The organism is Paenibacillus sp. 7516 (assembly GCF_002272715.1).
Lineage (GTDB): Bacteria > Bacillota > Bacilli > Paenibacillales > Paenibacillaceae > Paenibacillus > Paenibacillus illinoisensis_A.
On the sequence record NZ_NPBI01000024.1, the window covers coordinates 17,822 to 39,518 of the forward strand.

Genomic DNA, 21,697 nt, shown 5'->3' on the forward strand with positions numbered 1-21,697 from the left:
ACCTTTATAGATCAAACCTTAGAATTACGTTTGCCATAGAAGATAAGATGCAAAAGAGATAAAGACCGCTAGGGCGGATCAAGCAGGATATAGGGGTGAATACAGCCGATGCAGGGGAAGATTTTGGTGGTGGACGATGAACAGCCCATTGCGGACATTCTGAAGTTTAATTTGGAAAAAGAGGGGTACGAGGTCATCTGCGCTTTTGATGGCATTCGTGCAGTTGAACTGGCGTTATCCGAGAAACCGGATCTGATGCTGCTGGACTTGATGCTTCCTGGTAAGGATGGCATGGATGTGTGCCGCGAGGTACGCGCCCATCTGGAGCTGCCGATTATTATGCTGACGGCAAAGGACGGCGAGATTGATAAAGTGCTCGGCCTGGAGCTGGGTGCGGACGATTATGTAACGAAGCCTTTCAGTACGCGAGAGCTGCTCGCTCGGGTGAAGGCACAGATGCGCAGACGACAGAAGCCTGCGATGGCTGCCGAAGCTCCGGAGGACGACGAGAAACAGGTCATGCGCCTGTTCGATCTTGCATTTGATATGGACATGTATACGGCCTACAAAAGCGGTGAACCGCTTGATCTGACGCACCGTGAATATGAGCTTCTCTATTATATGGCGAAGAACTCCGGCAAGGTCATGACACGGGAACATCTGCTTCAGGCAGTATGGGGATATGAATATTTTGGGGATGTACGTACCGTGGATGTCACGATCCGTCGTCTGCGCGAGAAGATTGAGGAGAATCCGAGCAAACCGGAAACGATTCTGACGCGCCGCGGGCTGGGTTATCTCGTGCGCAGTCCCAAAAGCGTGGGGATATAATGGGGCGTTTCTCGCGATTTTCGTTCTTCCGAACGATTCAGGCGAAACTGATTATTATCTATGTACTGCTGATTTTGATTGCGATGCAATTGATCGGCGTTTATTTCGTGAGTGCGATGAAGAACTCCCTGACGAGCAACTTTACCGAGGATCTCCAGGCACGGGCGGAGATGCTATCCGTTCTTGTGGGCGAGACCATGGCAGGTGGGGAAGCAGAGCCTGGCGAGGACAAAACGGAAAACCTGCGTGTACTGGTAAACAATCTGTTCAACATTAACGGTGCCGAGATTCAGGTACTGGATGCGAGTGGCAAAGTGCTGACCACTTCCTTGAGTTCACATTCCGATTACGTGGGTCGTAAAAATACCCAGACCGTTGTCAGCCGGGCACTGCAAGGCATCCGGGATAACGAGGAATACATTGTGGACGAAGACAATGTCCGTAAAAAGGTCGTGGCCAAGCCGGTTATGTCCGGCGGCAAGATCATCGGCGCGGTCTACATCGCTGCCTCCATGAACGAGCTGTACTCCACCATGGAGGGAATCAATAAGATTTTTATTTCCGGCATATTGATTGCCTTGGTACTGACCGCAGTGCTTGGCGTCATTCTGTCGCATACCATTACGCAGCCCATCAAGGAAGTTACCCGCAGGGCAACAGCGGTTGCCGAAGGGAACTTTGATCAGCAGACACCTGTATTCGGTACAGATGAGATTGGGCAGCTCAGCCGGGCGTTCAACTATATGACCAGTCGCCTGCGGGACGCACTCTCCCAGAACGAAGAGGAGAAGGAGAAGCTGACGTCCATTTTGACGAATATGAGTGATGGTGTGGTCGCGACTGATGAGTATGGCAAAGTCATTCTAGTCAACCGCCGGGCCAGCAGCATCCTGGGCATGCGCCCTGGGGATATCGAAGGCAGGCATTTTGCCGTATTGCTCGGCATTGATCCGGAAGATGCAGAAGCACTAGCAAGTGGCTTTACAGGCTCGACACTGCTGCAGATTGCACCTGCCGGGCAGGAGGAACCCGTGGTGATTCGTATGACATTTACGCCGGTTCATCGGCGCGAGCTGGGCATTACCGGAACGATTGCCGTGCTTCAGGATGTTACCGAGCAGGAAGAGCTGGAGGCATCCCGGCGCGAGTTCGTTGCCAACGTATCCCATGAGCTGCGTACACCGCTGACGACGATCAAGAGTTATGCAGAAGCACTGGACGATGGTGCGCTTGAAGACCCGCAGCTGGCGGGACGATTCGTTGGCGTTATTCAGAATGAGACAGAGCGCATGATACGGCTGGTGACGGATCTGCTGCATCTCTCCAGGCTCGACTCCAAGGAAGCACTGCTGCGCAAACAGCCGACGGATATTATGGACATGCTGGAGGAGGTAACGGATCGATTCTCATTCCAGATGCATCAGAAGGATATTCAGCCCGTATTGTCGGTCGAGAATGGCATTCCTGAGGTACCTCTTGATCGGGACCAGATTGATCAGGTCCTGGATAATGTCGTATCCAATGCACTGAAGTATACGCTGGAGGGCGGTACGATTACAATTGCAGCCAGACGCAATGATGAGCATACCCTTGCCATTTCCGTGACAGATACGGGGATGGGTATTCCGCAGCGGGACCTCGATCGTATCTTTGAACGGTTCTACCGTGTGGACAAAGCTCGTTCCCGCAGTATGGGCGGTACCGGACTCGGACTATCCATTGCCCGGGAAATTGTTAGGGCGCATGATGGCACCATTTCTTTGGAGTCTGAAGTGGATGTCGGCACTACCGTAACGTTCACACTGCCTATGCGTGAAAAAGGAGGTGAGCACCTTGAAGGAACGGATTAAATCCCTGGTGCTCGCTTCTCTCGTTGCTGCCAGTCTGGTGCAGAGTTATTTTCTGATCTATCGTTTGCCCGGAGGCGGGGATTCCATTGTGACGTCTGAGACGAACTATGTGAAGACCGAGAATATGGGTCAGGAGCGAGATATTGAGGAACTGATCTTCCCCGATCAGATGATGATTCATCTGGGAGAGGACAAACATACCGTATTTTACCCAGGCAATACCTTCTACCAGCTGATCTATTCACGTCTGCAAGGACGGACATTTGATGATTTTCAGCGGCGGACGGTACAGTCCGTGAACTGGGATCAGATCCGCAAGGATAACCCGGGCATTGAGCTGTCGTTCAAGGAAGGCATTCCGGTAGCCCTGCTGCAGCGAGTGATGCGGCTGGGTACGGATTCCCTGTTTCAGGGGGAAACCATTAACCGGATAGCGATCTATACCGCGAAAAATGAAACCAAAGCCCATGCCCTGTTCTTCAGTGCCAAGGGTGATGTAGTCTATGAAGCTGCACAGGCGGATCTGACGGTCCAGGACGTACAGCAGCATGTCGACTTCGGTACCAACTGGACACCATACACACTGACGGATGGCGGATATTATATTCCGGCAGAGCCGCTGGATGCGGTGGAGGCCGATGTGCCAACCGGGCAGTTCACGGTGGAGCAGATGCAGCGCAGCCTGTTCTTCGATCCCAGCATGACCCGCAATATTCGGGAAAAGGATGGGTCGGAGATCTATACGGACAGCAAACGAAGTCTGCAAGTGAAGCAGGATCAGCGCTGGATCAGCTATACGGACCCGGCTGCACCGCCTGCAGGGCAGATTGATGCGGCGAAGGACGCGCTGTCTGCGGTGGATTTTGTGAACCAGCATGGCGGCTGGAAAGGCCGTTCACGCATGATGCTGGATACCGTGGATAACAAAACACAGCTGGAGTTCCAACAATACTACGGCAGTTTCCCGATTATGGATTCGGTGCAGTTCCGCTTTGGCACCATCAGTATGGAGATGCAGCAGGAGACCGTGTCCAGCTATGAACGCTCGCTGGAATACCTGAACGAGGGTGCCGATACGAAGAAATCAGTGAAGTTATCAGGTGGAGATAAGCTGAAAGCCCTTATCGAGAAGGTGGCTGGAGAGAGCCGCCAAGTGGTAGACGTGTATCCGGCGTATCGTCCGTCCACAATTGAAGGCGGACTGAAGCTGATCCCTATATGGGTGATCCGCTTCAGTAACGGAGAGGAAACCACTGTTTCTTGATGATTTTGTAGGGTGCCGGAGTCATTCGATTTGGCACGAGGTGTAGGGTCACACGATAACGGAGAGGGCAGAAATAACCTGAAGAAGCGGAGCGTTCGCTAAAAGCTTTCTGAAAGAAAGCTACTTCGGAAGCATAGGCTACCACCGGATTTCCTCTTGAGAAGAGGGAATTCATGAAATCCGGGGGTAACAGCGATCGGAAGGTTGTTCTGACCGCGTAGTGGTCCAGTGTGAGATTAGTCGTTTTATATCAAATAACGGAGGTGAATGGTTTGGATTGGGGACGGGCGAAAAATGTGTTGATCTATGCCTTCCTGCTGCTCAATCTGGTGCTGGGTTACCAGATCTGGATGGATGCACGGGAGACGGCCGGAGCCAATCTGGACTTCACCTCGCTGGCTGATAATACACAGCAGGCGATGGAAGAGAAGGGTATTCAGGTGCTGGCACCAATCCCGAACGAAACGCCGAAGCTGCCCAAGCTGTCCTATGAGTTTATAGAAGAGGACAAGACGGGAATTCAAATCGATCTGGACAAGCCGGTGGACAGCAAGCTAATCTTCTCACAAAGAGAGCTGGCGGACGTGCTGGCGGACGAAATTCCGCAGATTGGCACGTATCGGCTGGATCAGCTGATGACGGAGGATGGGGCGTTTGTGCTTCATCCGCTAGTCGATGGGAAATGGCCGCTCTTCAATGTCAGTCTGGAGCTGTTCTACAGCGATCAGAAAATTACGGGTTACCGTCAGACTCCGGTGCGGATTACAACCGCGGAGGAGAGCGATCAGCAGGTGCTTCCGGCGCCCAAGGCGCTGGGCACGCTGATCGAGAACTTTTTGCCGAACGATGCAATTGTCAAAGACATTCAGCTGGGCTATTACGGCCAGTTGTTCAATTCCGATATACAGGTAGCGATGCCGGCATGGCGGTTCGTGCTGGAAAGTGGCGAAGTGTTATACGTGCAGGGCATCAGTGGGGATGTATTCAGTCCCAAGACAGACAAACCAGGGGAGTAATGCGTTATGGGGATATATTTTACCGTGTTATCCAGCGGTTCGACAGGGAACGCCACAGTTATACAGCATGGGGGCACGTCCCTCATGATTGATGCGGGCCTTAGTGCGAAGCGTCTGGAAGCCTTGTTTCTGGAACGGGAGATTTCAGGAACAGAGCTGGACGGGATTCTGGTTACACATGAACATTCCGATCACATTAAAGGACTAGGCGCGATGTCTCGGAAATATAATTTACCAATCTATGCAAATACGAATACGTGGGCGGCACTGGAGAAGTCGGTTGGGGCCATTCCAGAGGAAAACCGGAGAGTGTTTGAGACGGGTGAAAAGCATGATTTTGGGTCACTGCGCGTGGAATCTTTCGGGATCTCGCATGATGCGGCTGAGCCAGTAGGGTATACGTTCGATGATGGCAGTGAGAAGCTGTCTGTTGCAACAGATCTTGGATACATGAGCGACAAGGTTCGCGATGCGATCTCCGATTCTGACGTGCTGGTGCTGGAGGCGAATCATGATGTCGAATTGCTGCGCATGGGGCGGTATCCATGGAACACCAAGCGCCGCATTCTGAGCGACATTGGGCACTTGTCGAACGAAGCGGCAGGGGCAGCGCTCAGTGAACTGATGAACGGACGCATCAAGCGCACGTATCTGGCACATCTCAGCCGGGATCATAATATGATGGACTTGGCAAAAATGTCGGTGCGCGACGCGATGGAGAGCCGTGGATGCTTCTATCGGGATCATGAGTTCAAACTCTGTGATACGTATTACGACCGTCCTACGCCATGGGATAGGGTGGGTGAGCCATAAAGCTGTCGAGTTCGGCGGCTTTGCGCTCGACCTCCTCACGGGTCAGAATGCCTTTATCGATCAGCAGCTCGATGATCGTGCTTAATGCTAGGGTATTACGATAATGTTCTTCCTTGAGATCGGCCAGCTTGGCCGCCATATGAACTTCATCCATAGCTGTGAGAGTACGCGTGCGTTCCATAATTGAATCCTCCTTCTATGAACCTTCGAATTGGTCTTTTTACTATTATTGTAGTCAGGCTGGATGGAAAACATTCCTCTTTTTGCCGCTATAATTTGTGTTGCGAGGCGTGTATGCTGAAGTCTGTGGCTTCCTGAACCGAAAAAGTTCTTGGGAAATTGGAAAAGTACGCTTAGCGAACCGGGTTTTGTGGTGATAGTTACTATGGACGTTTTATTGTAGGTCCGTTATTGATAAGCCTGCTTTAGCAGAAATTTGCGTCAATCTTCGTAATGATGCAACTTTTTTGAATTTGGCGTGTTTAGTATATATGGAGCCTTGAAAGAGAGGCTTGTTTGCTCGGGAAGTTAGCATGTCGTAGAATGCGAGAACGTTGCTGGTAGATTCATAGACAGGATGGGAGTGTCTGTTCTGCTGTACATAGACGCTTCATTTCGGGATAGCGGAGATGCAGCGATATGCAAAACAACCTTGAAAAATGCTAGAAAGCATGGAAAACCGTTGGGGTCTTCACGTAACGGAGACGACAGAATGAACTTGGAGAAGCGATCGAAAGGTTCATCTGTCGGCGGAGTGGGCTATGTGAGAACACCATCGTTGGCCATGCCACAATGATCAGGCGGCAGTCAGGATCTGGATGCGTGACAACGAAGGGGAGAGGATCACGATGGGATTGTTCGGAGACGATTTTTATTCAACCAAAGTATCAAGACGCGCCGAGCCTGTACAGAAAGGCAAACTTCAGATTATCCGCCCCGGTGGACGGGATCGCTGGCAAAATCCTCGCCGATCGCGCTCGGGCATCAGCTCCACCGTGAAGGTGGCAGTCATTAGTTCGGTAATCAGTTCCATCGTGACCGTCACGCTGTTTAGCTTCATTATGCAGCCCGCATCTGTTCCTCTGGCCAATGCTACAGGCAATGGCGGGAACGGAGGTAACCTGCAGGCCGCACAGGCGGCTGATCCATATGACCGGATTATCCAGGCAGCAGCCAAGGTGCGTCCTTCGGTCGTGAGCATCGTGAACCATAAGACGGGTAGCAGTCTATCCATAGAAGATTCGGCGCTTGGATCAGGTGTCATTTTCAAGAAGGAAGATGGCAAGGCCTATATCATGACCAATCATCATGTCGTCGAAGGGGCAAGTGATCTGGAGATCGTGACCGTCGAGGGCGAGACACACAAGGCGAAACTGGTCGGGAAGGACCGCGTAAGCGACATCGCAGTGATGTCTGTTGAGGATGACAAAGGCATTGGGCCAATAGCGGAGATTGGCGATTCCAGCAAGCTTCAGCGTGGCCAGACGGTACTCGCCATCGGGAATCCGCTTGGCTTGGGTGGTACGCTGACATCTGGTATTGTCAGTTATACGGATCGAATCCTGCCCGTGTCCATTAATCAGGATGGTGTATACGACTGGGAGCAGAACGTAATCCAGACAGATGCAGCCATCAACGAAGGCAACAGCGGTGGCGCACTCGTTGATCTGAACGGCAAAGTAGTCGGCATCAATACGATGAAAATTTCGGATACAGGCGTTGAGGGCCTGGGCTTCGCGATTCCGATGAATGAAGTGATGAAAACCGTCGATTCACTGCTGCTGAGCGGCAAAGTGTCACGTCCATATCTGGGCGTGTACACCGTTGATCTCAGCAATCCATATGCACCACTGGATGATGAGCAGCGTAAGGATCTGAAGCTGCCTTCTCACGTCGACAGCGGTGTGGTCGTGCTTGAAGCGTCCGGTCCGGCATCCGAAGCGGGTTTGAAGCTCAATGATGTCATCACGGAATTTGATGGGCAAAAAATTACCTCTACGCTGGATCTGCGGAAGTATCTGTACGATAAGAAGAAGATTGGCGATACTATTGAAGTCACCTTTTACCGGGACGGCAATGCCGAGAAGGTTTCCGTGAAGCTGACCGATAAACCGGAGTAAGGTAGTCGAGAATTAATTTAGGCGAGAAGTCCCCTGCTCGTGAAAGAGGCAACACATCATTCTTTTTGGAATGGTGGAGCCTTCTGACATGAATCGGGGACTTTTTTTGTTTTCTTTCCAAATAAGCGGATTGAACCAGAGCCAAAGTCTCAGTTACAGAAGGGATAGGCTATGATAGACTGTTTTTAAATGTACCAAGGTGCACGATTGTGCGAGTAACATGCATTTGTCGTGGTTGGGTTGGAAGATCAATTGGCAAGAAGAGGAGCTTATTTAATGAAACATTTGATGAAACACTCGCTCGGAGGAGCGGCTTTACTACTATCATTATCCGTACTCTCTGCATGTGGATCTGAGGTATCTTCCTCTGGGTCTGCGGATAACAGCGGTTTGGAGGGACGAATTGCAAGTCTGGAGAAGCAGCTTGCCTCACAAGGTGAGAAGAGCATTAAGCAGGATGAGAAGATTGCTGCGCTGGAGAAGAGGCTGGAAGAGCTGAATAGTACGGTAACAGCAGTAAATGAATTGGGTGGGAATAGTTCTACTTCTTCAGGTAATAACGGATCTGCCGGCAAGGGGGATGGCATACGGATTACATTTGCTCAATATGAGAAGCTTGATGTGGGCATGACGTATGATGAAGTGAAGGAGATCGTCGGCGGGGAAGGCGAAGCCCTGAGCGAAGCGGAGAATACGGTCGTCTACAGCTATAAGGGAGCTGGCGATACGGGAGCCAATGCGATTCTGGCGTTCCAGGGTGGCAAGCTGCTGACAAAGGCACAATCAGGGTTGAATTAAGAACGTTGAACTGGAGATTGAATGCGTTGAAACATAGATAAGCGTTGTTGTATGGAATCATTGGAGCGTTCTCTAAGGACATGGAATAGTGTCGAACAAGAACGCTTTTTTGGTTTGATTTTTTGCCGGTTGGGGAAGATTATTGGGGGTTAAACACGATAAATGAGGGATAGGGGTTTCTTTTCCACCCCAGGTGTGATAGAACAGAGAAGTGGCTATCCTATATGGATAAGCGGTTGTGAATCGGGAGCATAGCTGGTTACAGAAAGGATGCTTGAACGGATGTACGTTGTATGCAAAGAACACGTGGACATTGCCATCGACATGTTTGTCGATGAGTATGAGGACGCTCCGGATATTGTTGATCTGAAGGAGACGGAATTTGCCGATTGGGACCCGCCTGCGAAGTGCGCCGAGTGCGAACAAAAGGCTGAGTTTCTCGTCGTCTAGCGTACTGTGTAGGCATCCGCAGCAGAGGCGTCCCTTATGGACGCACTCGCTCGCCTGCCATCCGGTATGAACATCAAAGGTAAGAAGCAGGGAGAGCGTGTCGGAGCGCTCTTTTTGTGTTTGTGGAAGAATGGGGAGATGGCGGTATGTGCTGTCTGCTGTCTGTGGGTGAAGATGGGTAGGGAGAGTCATTTTTTGAAGCGTAATGTAAGGAACCTAAGACGTCTTAAATGGTTGATTTGGGCCGATATGTGGGTTAACGAACCGCAGACACGTTATTTGCCAGAAATGATAGGTATAGAGCCCTTACTTCCTCGTATTAAGGTGAGTGAGGTTCACTAGCCTCGCATTAATGTGTACTTGAGGCTGCATAAGGTGCGTGAGGTTCGCAAGAGGATCTGCGTTTAATAAGTGAGATTATAGGTGTGGCGAAGCACCGTTCATATAAATAGATACATACAGGATTGCGATCATGAGGAGGAAATGGTTTTATGTTCATTCAGATTATTGGCGTAGGCAAATTGAAGGAAAAATATCTGACGCTCGGCATTCAGGAATATGCCAAGCGTCTTGCCCCGTACATCAAGTTTCAGATGATCGAGGTCGCAGACGAGAAGGCGCCCGACACCCTGAGCGAAGCTGAGGTGCGGGCGGTGAAAGAGCGCGAGGGTGAACGCATCCTCGCGCATGTGAAGAGCGAGGCGCATGTCGTCGCGCTCGCATTGGACGGCCAGCTCTGGAGTTCGGAGGAGCTGGCAGCAGAGATCGACAAGCTCGGCACGTATGGGACGAGCCATGTCGTGTTTGTCATCGGAGGAAGCCACGGGCTCTCCGATGAGGTACTGGGCCGCGCGAAGCAGCGACTGAGCTTCGGGCGCATGACCCTGCCGCACCAGTTGATGCGGCTGGTGCTGGTGGAGCAGATTTATCGCGCGGTGAAGATCAATCGGAATGAACCGTACCATAAGTAGGGGCAAGTTTTTTGCGGAAAACTCGCAGTAGCCTGTATTTACAGCCTATCGACGATAGGAGCACGATTGTGTTTAAACCCAGTCCGTTTGCGCCACTGACGGCAGCGAAGGTTGCAGAGATTATTGCGAGTGAGTTCCCGGCTGGTGTAATCAATGTCGTTCATGGTGATGCGGATGTGGGCGTTGCATCGTACAGGGAATGTAGATGTGAAATTGAATGTAGGCTCTAACTTTGCGCTTTGTTTACTGATCTCTAAGAATCAGTAGACAAGGCGTTTTTTTGTCAGATAAGTTTGACAGTAGCAACTTTTTGGAGAAAAAAATAACACATATCTGATGGAGGTGACCCTGAAGAAATAAAGAAGCCACTCCAATTTTATGGAGTGGCTTTGTACTCAGCTATTATACGGTGAACGGCAGCTATTTTCTACCTAGTGTCTCCCAAATTCCATGGAGCCAGGAGTCGAACTCAGCATCTTTGTCGCCCTCGTAAGTATCATAGATATCCAGACGTGTCTTTTGCAGTTTTTCCTTAAATTGCTCAAATGTGTGACCTTCAGGAAGGCTTTTTTTAATCCGTAGCAAAATTTTGTTAAGACCTTTAAACAGATCGCCTTTGTTTTTGGCAGGCATCTGTACATCTTCATCCAACTGCTTGAGCTTGAGATATGCGGCTTCGCGCACTTGAAACACTTGATCATTTTTCAAAACATAATGAAGCAACTGTATGGTAGGGACGGTATCCCAGTTTCCCAATTCATTCACCGCATTCAGTCTGTCTCTCCAGCTTGCCGACCGATTAGCCGCTCGTTTGAGCTCTTCAAAGTTTTCCGGTAGTTCGTTAACTGCTCCAATATCATGGTTGTTCGTCAAAGTTCAATCTCCTTAATCATCGCCATCTCGGCAGAATGATGAATGTTAATCAGGTAAACTCCATTATAGCACGAACCTGGCTAAACTACTTCATTTAAGCCGATTGGTTAGCTAAAAATCACATTCACCATTTCATAAAGATGTACCAATCTATCTAATCTCTTTGACAATCATTTTTCCTTAATGAAGCCTATCATATACACCCAACCAATTAGTCCACATAAGACAAATCCAAACGCATGCAGAGATCCATAAATGGGAATGAAATCGAGTATGGTCAAGGAGTACATATTTTTCAGTAACGGATAGAAGATGGAAATGACAACAACCGTGTAAAAGGCTAGACAAGAAAGGCCTAAGAAGAAGGCTGCCTTAATATCCAGAGCGTTTTTCCTCATGTAAGCAAGGAGATAAGCGGTATAAACCACAATATTACATGCGAACAAGGTGACACCAATGTACTCAATCGGCTTGGAGAAAATCATACCGAAAGCAATCAATATGGGTCCGATGATATCGATGGCAACAACCCAGGGATACCAGCTTTTTTTCGTCATGATCCGTCCCAGTGCGCCAATAAAAATCGGAACGATTGCAGATGAAAAATGAAAATGGACCGAGCTTAACGCGTGTGTTGCCACATTAGCTTCAAAGAGGTCAAATTGATATTGATATAAGGTAAACCAAATGCCCCCGATAAAAAAATAAACAAGCCCTGCACCAATTGCTATTTCCGCTGCTTTTCCTTTAGAAATCATAATAGTGCTCAAGCCATAGATGCCAAGCAGTAGTGTAAACAGTAGCCACCCAAGGGAGAGAATCCCTGGTATTGCGGTGCTTTCTAATCCCCACATCTTACTGCTCATTACCGAGGCCAAGGTAAGAAGCACAGCGGGAAATTGAAGCCATTTCATAGCAGCATAAATCATTCGTTGATGTTTATTCCTTGCGTCATGGTTCAAAAGTAAGATTACAAGAGGTACAATGACGAAAGCCGCAAAAAGTAGAAATTTTTCAACAAGTTCGAATTGAAAGTAATCAAGATAAAATATCAGAATGCTTATGATTCCACCTGGAAACGCGGGTGCTAATAATGATTTCATTAGTTGCCTCAAGGAACTATTCATGGGGTTTCCTTTCTAACCTACGTTTATCGTAATAACTGCCTGCATCCAGTTGTGTAGAGTTCTTTATTATAGATCGGTAATTCTTCTTTTTGTAGTCTAACACATATAATTGTCAATATATGAAAATAAGCATCTTACTGCGAGAAGGATCGTGTGAAAATAGTCTCTAGAATCTTTCTCGAGGAGAGCTCCAATGGAGGCACTTTACTATATTGTTAAAAAGGAGAATGGAGATGACCGCAAAGTTAACCTTGAATTATACGGATGGAGATTTCATAGAAAAGATAGAAATACCCATTTACGATGAGTATCGCAAGAATACCTCTTTTGGGCTGTATCATTTAAATCGTAACCCCGCCCTTACGGTTCACAAAGAGTTATTCGTTATCGATGAATCAGGGATTGCCCCGCAATCGATGTTTCAAAGTGTTACAGAATTTTGTGAGAAAATTATTCCTTATTTATTGAGTAGGAAGAATGAGTCCCTATTTCTATATGGGGAGTACTACGATGCAGAAAAGGATAAGATGATCGAGATTGATGATATTGAGATTCTCTGTTTCATAGGCGGAGAAGCCATGGCACAAGAAGAAAAAAAGTAATCCTGGATAAAAGTCAGAGACGCTGGAGAGATGTCCACGTCTCTTTTTTCTGCGCTCAGAAATTGTAAACTTGAAGTTCGTCATCTTCCAATAAAATAGACCAGCTTCCTTATCTATCAATCTTTCAAAATTTTTACATCCATTTGATATAGTTCGCGATTTTTATGACTTGATTTATGTTAAAATATCTCAGGATCAGAAATTGGAGAGGGGTTTTTTAACTCATGTCATGGAAAAAAGTTTTGGGGAAAAGCACCATTCGTGTGGCAACTACTGCTCTATTACTTTCTCAACTATTCGGCGCGGTAGGTCCTGTTTCTGCTGCAGGCACAGATGTAGAAGTACACTTGATCGGAATTAATGACCTGCATGGTCAGCTCGATACCACATCAATGGTTGGGGATAAAAAGGCAGGAACAGCTCCAATTCTAGCTACATATCTGAAAGAAGCTCAAGCCAAATATGAAAACTCCCTACTCTTCCATAATGGAGACTCTGTTGGTGCATCTGCGCCAGTTTCTTCTTTGGATCGGGATGAGCCTACGATGGAATGGATGAACATGATGGGCTTCGATGTAGGTTCTCTTGGCAACCATGAATTCGACCAAGGGATCGCTGCATTGAAAGCACAAATCTTTGGTGGCCTTGATCCAAAAGAAGGCAAAGTGACTCATGCTGGTGCAAAATTTGATTATGTAAATGCAAATGTCATCGAGACTGCTACTGGCAAAACGTTAATTAAGCCATATGTGATTAAAGAAGTGGGCGGCGTCAAAATCGGATTTATCGGATTGGTGACGAAATCTACACCGGCTAAAGTTTCCCCATCGGGTACAGCAGGCGTGCGTTTCTTAAGTGCTGAGGAAGAAGTGGAAGCGGTTAATAAATATTCAAAAGAATTGCAAGATCAAGGTGTTGAAACGATCATCGTTCTGGCGCATGATCCAGCAACAACCAAAGAAGGCGTAACGACTGGAGAAGCAGCTGATTTGGCAAAAGCTCTGCCAGCAGACTCTCCTGTTGATGTTATCGTTGCAGGTGACAATCACGCTTTGGCTAACGGTGAAGTGAATGGGAAATTGATCGTTCAAGCGTACTCTTATGGTACAGCATTTGAAGATATCAAGTTGATGATTGACCCTACGACTGGGGATGTAACTGAAAAATCTGCAACAGTGACAACAACTTTCCAAGAGGGTGTAAAAGAAGACCCTGAATCTTTGGCAATTATAAAAAAATCATTGGACAAGCATCCTGAGCTAACCAAGCCAGTAGGTACAACCGATGGTTCTGTCACTCGCACAGATGCTTACAATAACGAGGCACCTCTAGGAAACCTCATTGCAGATGCAATGCGTCAAGCCGACTTCGGGGATAACGCAAGCGAAGCTGACTTTGCATTTATGAACCCAGGTGGTATTCGTGCAGATCTACCAGAAGGCGATGTGACCTTTGCTGATCTTGCTAAAATCCAACCGTTTGGCAATACGCTAGTAAAACTGGAGCTCACAGGTGAGCAAATTCAAACCTTGCTGGAACAACAATGGGGAACCAATGCGGATGGTACGCCAAACACCAAAACACTACAAATCTCTGGTTTGAAATACACAGCAGATTTCAATAAGCCAGTTGCAGAACGTGTGACTAGTCTTAGCCTTGAAGATGGTACGGCTATTGATCCTGCCAAAACATATACAGCTGTGGTGAACAACTTTATGGCAGCAGGTGGAGATAACTATAAAGTGCTGGTGGATGCTAAATCATCCCTGGCTGGTCCTATCGATCTGGATGTATTCTATCAATACATTGTAGATGCATATAAAGGCGGCGCGATTGAAGCGAAAACAGAAGGGCGCATTACGAATATCGCTGCAGCTGCAGAGCAACCAGAAACACCGGTAACAACAGAATTCATTTCCCGTGCTGAATTTGTAAGTGCGCTAGTAGACATGTTGAAACTAAACGAAGTTGCTACAGCACCTGCGTTCAAGGATGTGGCTGCTGACGCGGCATATGCAGATGCTATCGCTGAAGCTGCTCATGCTGGACTCATTCAAGGCTTTGGTGGTAACTTCAACCCTGACCGTATTATCACTCGTGAAGAAGCAGCTACTATTCTTGCTAAATTGTTGAAAAATCCAGCTTCGGATAAAGATGCTGCTGCGATTATTGCTGGTTTCAAAGATGGTAAATCCGTATCTGCCTATGCAGTTAAATCCTTGGCACAATTGATTGAGCAAGGTATTCTTGAAGCGGCAGAAAACAATTCACTCGAGCCGAAACAAGGCCTCTCCAATAACGATGCCAAAGCTCTCATTCAAAAAGCAGTTGCGGCAAAAGCTTCATAATATAGAACGTATTCAAACCATATTTTAAGACAGGAAGACACATCCTTTTTGGACAATAGTTCTTTTCTAATGATAAACCTCGAATCTTTGAAAGGTTTTATCTGGGAGAGTACTATAACCCCATGAGGATGTGTTTTTATTATGCCTCTATACGAGCAAATCGGAATTTTAAGAGATAAGATCACTTCAGAAATACACTCCTTCAAGCCGTAACTCTCCTTCAATTCATCCCAAATGAATCACTTTTCTATTCAAATGTCACCTCGATCAGCTCGTTTCTCATGTTCTAGTTGTCTTTGTTGAGATTTTGTAGAGACTCTTTTTTTAAACTAAACAAGAAAGAGTGGAAACTCGGACCAAAGTGCATCTTCACGAGCCATCGATCTATGAGGGCGAACAGGAGGAATCTTCGCAAGATCTCATTTGAGGCAAAGGTCTACTAGAATCATACATACAGAAGAGATTCATTAGGATAAATGTGATCAGGCTGGATCCTCCTACTGTTGATGGATTTTGGCAATTTAGGGAATGGAGGAGAAAGGGATCTTGAAACGAAAACGCAACATAGGTAAGGCTATACTCTCTTGCTTCCTGGCAATGATGCTTATTTTGCAGACGGTAGCGTTCTCTGTCACTGCATATGCGGATAGCGTGCCAAATGATTCCGGTGCAGTGGCTATTAGCGAAGCCGATTCATCGAGCACGGACGAACAGCCGTCAGTAACGGAGGCGGTGTATGATGAGCCGGCCTCGGCCCCAATAGCCTTAACGGCTGGGCCAGCGGATAAGACGAGTTTATTGATGGGTAAAAATACCCCTTTTCCGCTGGCGGTTTCCCAAGGAACTCCTGCGAGTGAGATAAAGTCTACTACAGCCCCTGGATACGATCCAGAAGTTGACAAGATCAACGGCAGGCAGACTTTTTCAATCACGTCGGAAAATCTCAGTGTGCCAATGCGGAGCGATAGTGACACGGATGCGAACGATCCAGACACTTACATCCAACAAGGCGACTTCATTGAGTTGAAGCAAGCGGATTACTTTCAGGGAGTAACTCTGACGAATGCTACAATACCTTTAAACGTTAATCTGTTTGGGGTGAACTACAAGCTGGGAACCGCCTATTTTACCGGAAGCAGCATTAAGATCGTTTTTGACGGTGAAGAAAGCTTGTTTCTCCAGGGGACAAACGTTAACTTCCGCTTTGACACCACCGCAAAGGCCGATGTAGCGGGAATGGACTACGGCACAACCGCGCCTCTCAACCTATTCGGGAGCGGATATATGCTGGAAAATCCGGATGTTGCAGGGAAGTACAGCATCAGCTTGCGCTCGAACAGTAACACGGACAGCTTCGTTAGCTATACCCAGCAACGAGGCAGGGTGGAGATATCGAATGCCGATTTTCAAGCAGGCAAGGTGAAATGGCAAGCGATCGTCACTGCTACTGACATGGATGACGTGAACATCAAGCTACCGCTGGACAAAACGATATTTTCCAATGATTTGACTAATGTAGGTAATTATGTGGCAGGTTCCTTCGAAGTAAAGGATGCGGCCAACAATGTTGTGGCAGGAGCAACGCCGACCTATAATGGGAACGGGCTGACCTACACCTTCCCTGACAATATCGGCGATACGGCAACCATCAACTTCGAAACCTGGATTCCGAAGGAAAAATACTACGCACAGTATCGCTATAATGATAGTAGCTGGGACTTCTCCAAAACACAGCAAGTAATCAATGGCACGGACACAAGTGCAGTAAAACTGCTGAAAGCGGACAATACGGAGCTGACAACAGGTAATACGTGGACTGTTGCGCTCAAGCCCGTTTGGATTCAGAAGGATGGGGTGCAGAACTACAAGGATAACACCATCACATGGACCATTACGGTTAACCATAATGCCAAATACAACAGGAACCCTCTGCAGGACTTGGCAATAACGGATGTCATCCCTGCCGGACTCAGCTTCAAGTCTGCAACGTTTCAGAAGTTTGAAGCAAATGTATGGTCGGACATCAATTCGATTACGATGAAGCCCGCAGACGATGCCTATTCCTTCGGAACCGTGAACGGCCCGGTGAGGTTGGTCATTGTCACCGACATTACCGGCACGCAAACCAGCTTTACTAACAAGGCTACTGCCAAGTGGAATCTGGATCAGACGGACGGCAACGGGCAAAACAACGACATCGGGGTAACAGATCAGGCAACGGTCACCAAAGCGACCATTAGCCTGAGCAAGACAGCCAACGGAGGCGATTTAGCTACAGGCATTTTAGGATGGAAGGTGTCCTTTAAGCCGCTGGACGCGATGCCGGACGGAAGCATTTATGACCTGTTCGTGTACGGAGATGGAAGCGACATTGACTGGAGTAAGGTTACGGTCAGTCCGTCCATCGATTCGGAACTCTTGACAGCAATACGAACCAAAAATGCGGCAAATCCAAGGTATTGGCAGCGGTATAAGCCAGATTCCTTTAGCTCTGCCGATGGGTTAACCGAAAAAGTCTATACGGTTACCCAAAACGGCAAGGCGGTCGCCGACATCCTGGCTGTCACCGGTTTTACAACCGGAGAGAAAGTATATACGTATAACATTAATACATTTTTGACGAACTGGAAGCATTTTGCACATAATTACGCGAATAATTTTTATAACCAGGTATCTCTGTTCGATGGCGGAGATTATGTAACAGGTGCAGGTTCGAATGCTAACGCTGTCAACAGCGGTATGCTGACCAAGGGAATGCTCTTTGCGTCAAAGCCGGTGAACCCGGCAAGCGGGGTAGAGGATAATGTTGCGCCAAATCAGGTTAACAGTTTTATCTACTCTGGAAATGAGAAGGATTATTGGACAAGAGCGGCCTATGACCGGGCGACCAATACGGTAACTTTCCGTCTGTCGGTCAACGCCAACGGAATCAATACCGAGGAAATGGCCAAGCACGGCGGCACGCATGTCGCACAAAATATTCAGGTGGTCGATATCCTCCCCGAGGGCTGGGAGTTTAAGTCTTATTCGGAGGGGAAAGCATTTGAGATTTACAAAGGGGCAAGAGCCGATTATGGGTTGAGGGTGGACGCCACCGCACCTGTTGCGCCTATTACCGATCCCGACAATCTGGTAAGCTTTTCTGCTGCTGGCAACGTGGGGACGTTTAGTTTTACGAAGCTGGAACAGCCATATGTGATTTTGGTAAAGGCGGGCCCCACGGCTGCAACTCTCAAGCAATATGCCGATGCCGGTCATACGGAACAGACGGTATATAACAAGGCTGAGCTGCGCATCAAATGGGGAGACGAGGATACGGTAGTTGATGTCGAGCGGGATAACCAGACGCCCGTGCAGCGCAAAGTTATCGTTCCTCCATCAAAATCGATAAACAAAACGGTTAAAAAAGCAGCCCCTGGCGTGCTGGAGTGGACCGTGGAATATGCCACGCCATTTACAGTGAAAGATACTGCCTACTTGCAGGATACGTTAGACAAGGGACTTAAACTGCGCAATGATGAATTTGACCGACTCTCTCTCCGGGCTCCCGATATGGCGATCTATCCTGCCAAGTTAACGGCTAGCGGAGCTTTGGCCAAAGATGGTGAGGCTCTTGACCTGTACGCTTCTGATAGCGAGGTCAAGGTTACGGCGAACAAGGAGGCAGACGGAACAACGACACTGACCTTCAAGATGGCGAACCCGAACAAGCTCTATCTGTTCGTTTACCAGACTGAAATCGACGGCACTGTACTCGGTGTCGGCGACAAGGCAGGCAACAACGTGCAGATGATGGGCGATGATGCCGCCAAGGATGTCAGCAGCCATGCGGAATACACGGTAGAAAGTGCAGACATTAGCGGCGGTGCTGGATGGCAGCCTATTCTGAAGCTAAGAAAGGTCGATCCTGACGGAAAGCCGCTGCAGGGCGTAGAGTTTACGCTTTACAACAAGGATGGTACGGTAGCTGTTGATAAGAAGGGGGTTCCCATCAAGGGAGTTACCGACAGCAAGGGCGAGTTGATTTTTAACGTAGAGGTAGGACTTTACGATCTGAAAGAAACCTGGATCGACGAGACAACCTATCTGCCTACCGAACGAGTTTATAACGTGCGTGTGTCTAGTACGCCATTTAACCCTATCTGGGTGGACGGCAATCTGGTAGAAAGCACTAATCCGCTGGTTGTTCCTACTCCAGCACAAGGAAAGCTGACCATCACCAATAAGGTGGAAGGGAACGGCAGCGACCCTGCCAAGGATTTTGAATATACCGTAACTTTCGAGGGTGAAGGAAAGGACGGAGAGTATACCTATAAGAAGCCGGATAATAGGTTCGGTACCATTAAGAGCGGAAACAAGATTATCCTCAAGCACGGGCAAGCTGTGACGCTCCCGACATTGCCTGCGGGTATGACCTATACTGTAACCGAGACTGATTATACAACCGTTGACGGATACACGACTAACCCGGAAACGAGAGAGCTGACCGGTACAATCGAGAATAAAGGTGATCACAAGGCAGACTTCGTCAATGAACGAACCGTTAACAAACTGACAGTCAGCAATACCGTCATGGGGAACGGTGGCGACAAGACGAAGGACTTTGAGTACACAGTCATTTTTGAGGGTACGGGTAAGGATGGAAGCTACTCCTACATGAAGTCGGACGGCAGCACAGGTACGATCAAGTCCCTGGATATCTTCAAGCTTAAGCATGGAGAGACACTGGATATTTCCGATCTGCCTAAGGGTCTGAAGTACACCGTTACCCAGAAGGAATACACAGCCGATGACTACACGACCAATCCTGAGGAACGGGAACATACCGGAATCATGGAAGGCCAAGATGAACTGGCCCCGTTCACCAACATTCGGGTGCTGAAGGGCGGCCTGCTCATCAGTAATACAGTCAAAGGCAAAGACGATGACAAAAAGAAACTGTTCAAGTACACCCTTAACTTCACAGGAGAGGGCGAGAACGAAGCTTACACCTATGAAAAGTCAGACGGAAGCAGCGGCACAATCAAGAACGGGGAGACCTTTGAGCTTACAGATGGTCAGACACTTATTGTGCAAGGACTTCCAACGTATCTCGAGTATAAGGTGACCCAGGTTGATTATACGGAAGATGGTTATGTAACGGATCCTGAAACTTTCGACCACACAGGCACTATTCCAGAGAAAAAACCGGCCGAAGCCCATTTCATCAATACTCGCCCATATCTGGAAGGCGTTCTACGTAACAACAACACAGGAGAAGTTATTCCAAATGCACCTATTACGATAACGGACCTGAAGACCGGCAAGGAGATTCAAACGGAAACGAATGACAAGGGTGAATATGCGATCCCGGCCACAGCGGACACGGACTACACAATCACATATACCAAGTGGTATCAGGTAGGCGGAAAAGATGTTCCTGTCGAGTTCACGCAAAAAGCCAATGTAGACGGCAGCGTGACGGACGAGACCATTCCGGCTGACATTACAGCTGTAGGGATCATTCTGTTTAAGCAGCTGGATGGAACAACAGAGCTATTCAGTGAGTCATTAACCAGTCAGATGTACATTTATTTGAAGGATATGGCCGGCAAGTATGTTGAGGAGAACGGTCATCCCAAGGCATTTCCTATGGCTTCGAACGGTACCTTCTCTGTGGAGGGGCTGAGCGAGCAGAAGTATACCATGGAAGTTCGCTATAAGGCTGAGACAGGGGAGGAACTGCTCTTCAAAGTGACACAGCTGAACGTGAAAGCGAACGGGGAGCTGAATATATCCGAGGCATTGGTCGATCCTTACGGTACGGTTTATGACGAAACGACAGGAGATGCGAGCACAGGCAAGAAAATTGAAGGAGCCAAAGTTACACTCTACTATGCCGATACGCAGCTTAATCGAGATAACGGACGCATTCCGGGTACGAAAGTTACGCTTCCTCCGGTTCCTAATTTTCCGCCTCATGACAACGAGAGCCCAGAGCAGATGAGTGATGCCAACGGCTTCTACGCGTACATGGTGTTCCCTGAAGCGGATTACTACCTAATCGTAACGAAAGATGGATACGAAACGCACAGGAGTGATACGATTTCTGTCGATTTTGACATTGTAAAATACGATGTCCCAATGAAACCGATAAACACCGGCGGCGTACCGGGTCCTGTCAACCCTGCACCAGAGCCAGTGAATCCGGGCCCAGTCAACCCTGCACCAGAACCGGTGAATCCGGGTCCTGTCAACCCTGCACCAGAGCCGGTGAATCCAGGCCCAATCAACCCTACACCGGAGCCAGGGCCATTCAATCCTGTACCGGAGCCGGTGGATCCAAGCCCTGTCAACCCTGAACCAGAGCCGGTAAAGCCAGGCCCTGTTAGTCCTGTTCCTGAGCAACCGGGCACTTCCGAGCCTAACAATGTCGACAACGTGACTGATAACGATGACCATGAAGTTGGTCATGTCAGTGACTTAGCCGATAAGGATGCGGGCAATGAATTGGACGATGCTCCGCAAACCGGAGACAACAGTGTATCGCCAATCTTGTATATGATTTTGGCGATGATGTCCTTGGTGACGATCGGACTCTGTCTACTGGGCAATAAGAAGAAAAAGCATATTTAGTAGATTGGAAAGGCGGTAA

General features: G+C 48.3%; 16 protein-coding genes. 13 read left to right on the plus strand and 3 right to left on the minus strand.

The annotated features are described in order from the left end of the window. Nucleotides 1-108: 108 nt before the first annotated feature. The 5 genes from yycF to CHI14_RS19735 all read left to right on the plus strand — a co-directional run bounded on the left by yycF (nt 109) and on the right by CHI14_RS19735 (nt 5,774). The gene (yycF, locus tag CHI14_RS19715) at nt 109-831 is read left to right on the plus strand and encodes a response regulator YycF (protein ID WP_095290587.1); all 723 of its coding nucleotides are present in this window, start codon (nt 109-111) and stop codon (nt 829-831) included. Continuing rightward, the gene (gene walK / locus CHI14_RS19720; RefSeq protein WP_095290588.1) at nt 831-2,681 is read left to right on the plus strand and encodes a cell wall metabolism sensor histidine kinase WalK; all 1,851 of its coding nucleotides are present in this window, start codon (nt 831-833) and stop codon (nt 2,679-2,681) included. Before yycF ends, walK begins: the two co-directional genes overlap by 1 nt. Further along, a complete protein-coding gene (locus CHI14_RS19725) occupies nt 2,665-3,945 on the plus strand; it encodes a YycH family regulatory protein (protein ID WP_095290590.1) in 1,281 nt (426 codons plus the stop codon). The genes walK and CHI14_RS19725 overlap by 17 nt, the downstream gene beginning before the upstream one ends. A 272-nt stretch (nt 3,946-4,217) precedes the next feature. Beyond that, entirely contained in the window at nt 4,218-4,961 is a 744-nt protein-coding gene (yycI, locus tag CHI14_RS19730; RefSeq protein WP_095290591.1) for a two-component system regulatory protein YycI, read from the plus strand. Between the two features lie 6 nt (nt 4,962-4,967). After that, complete coding sequence (locus CHI14_RS19735; RefSeq protein ID WP_095290593.1) at nt 4,968-5,774, plus strand: MBL fold metallo-hydrolase; 807 nt, start codon at nt 4,968-4,970, stop codon at nt 5,772-5,774. On the opposite strand, the gene CHI14_RS19740 is transcribed toward CHI14_RS19735, so the two are convergent. Next, nucleotides 5,743-5,955, minus strand: coding sequence for a hypothetical protein (locus tag CHI14_RS19740; RefSeq protein WP_095290595.1), 213 nt, complete (start codon nt 5,953-5,955; stop codon nt 5,743-5,745). The two genes, CHI14_RS19735 and CHI14_RS19740, sit on opposite strands and share 32 nt — an antisense overlap. A gap of 667 nt (nt 5,956-6,622) precedes the next feature. On the opposite strand from CHI14_RS19740, the gene CHI14_RS19745 reads away from it, so the two are divergent. The 5 genes from CHI14_RS19745 (at nt 6,623) to CHI14_RS30520 (ending at nt 10,343) form a co-directional block, all read left to right on the plus strand. Beyond that, nucleotides 6,623-7,894, plus strand: coding sequence for a S1C family serine protease (locus tag CHI14_RS19745; RefSeq protein WP_095290596.1), 1,272 nt, complete (start codon nt 6,623-6,625; stop codon nt 7,892-7,894). Nucleotides 7,895-8,170: 276 nt separating this feature from the next. Continuing rightward, nucleotides 8,171-8,692: a hypothetical protein gene (locus CHI14_RS30515; protein WP_249281175.1), complete on the plus strand. Its 522-nt coding sequence runs from the start codon at nt 8,171-8,173 to the stop codon at nt 8,690-8,692. 282 nt (nt 8,693-8,974) lie between these two features. Beyond that, nucleotides 8,975-9,142, plus strand: a complete 168-nt coding sequence (locus tag CHI14_RS19755; RefSeq protein ID WP_068964251.1) for a CxxH/CxxC protein — start codon at nt 8,975-8,977, stop codon at nt 9,140-9,142. A gap of 491 nt (nt 9,143-9,633) precedes the next feature. After that, a complete protein-coding gene (gene rlmH / locus CHI14_RS19765; RefSeq protein WP_095290599.1) occupies nt 9,634-10,113 on the plus strand; it encodes a 23S rRNA (pseudouridine(1915)-N(3))-methyltransferase RlmH in 480 nt (159 codons plus the stop codon). A 68-nt stretch (nt 10,114-10,181) separates the two neighbouring features. Next, entirely contained in the window at nt 10,182-10,343 is a 162-nt protein-coding gene (locus CHI14_RS30520; RefSeq protein WP_349290386.1) for an aldehyde dehydrogenase family protein, read from the plus strand. Nucleotides 10,344-10,533: 190 nt separating this feature from the next. On the opposite strand, the gene CHI14_RS19775 is transcribed toward CHI14_RS30520, so the two are convergent. Both CHI14_RS19775 and CHI14_RS19780 read right to left on the minus strand, forming a co-directional pair. After that, nucleotides 10,534-10,986, minus strand: a complete 453-nt coding sequence (locus CHI14_RS19775; RefSeq protein WP_095290602.1) for an esterase — start codon at nt 10,984-10,986, stop codon at nt 10,534-10,536. Nucleotides 10,987-11,156: 170 nt separating this feature from the next. Beyond that, entirely contained in the window at nt 11,157-12,113 is a 957-nt protein-coding gene (locus tag CHI14_RS19780; RefSeq protein ID WP_095290604.1) for a YndJ family transporter, read from the minus strand. A gap of 233 nt (nt 12,114-12,346) precedes the next feature. Here CHI14_RS19780 and CHI14_RS30125 point away from each other — a divergent pair, with 233 nt between their 5' ends. From CHI14_RS30125 to CHI14_RS19790, 3 genes are all read left to right on the plus strand, one after another. After that, entirely contained in the window at nt 12,347-12,715 is a 369-nt protein-coding gene (locus CHI14_RS30125; protein WP_170948198.1) for a hypothetical protein, read from the plus strand. A gap of 224 nt (nt 12,716-12,939) precedes the next feature. Continuing rightward, nucleotides 12,940-15,063: a bifunctional metallophosphatase/5'-nucleotidase gene (locus CHI14_RS19785; RefSeq protein ID WP_095290606.1), complete on the plus strand. Its 2,124-nt coding sequence runs from the start codon at nt 12,940-12,942 to the stop codon at nt 15,061-15,063. 546 nt (nt 15,064-15,609) lie between these two features. Then, nucleotides 15,610-21,678, plus strand: a complete 6,069-nt coding sequence (locus CHI14_RS19790; RefSeq protein WP_095290607.1) for a DUF7601 domain-containing protein — start codon at nt 15,610-15,612, stop codon at nt 21,676-21,678. Nucleotides 21,679-21,697 lie beyond the last annotated feature (19 nt).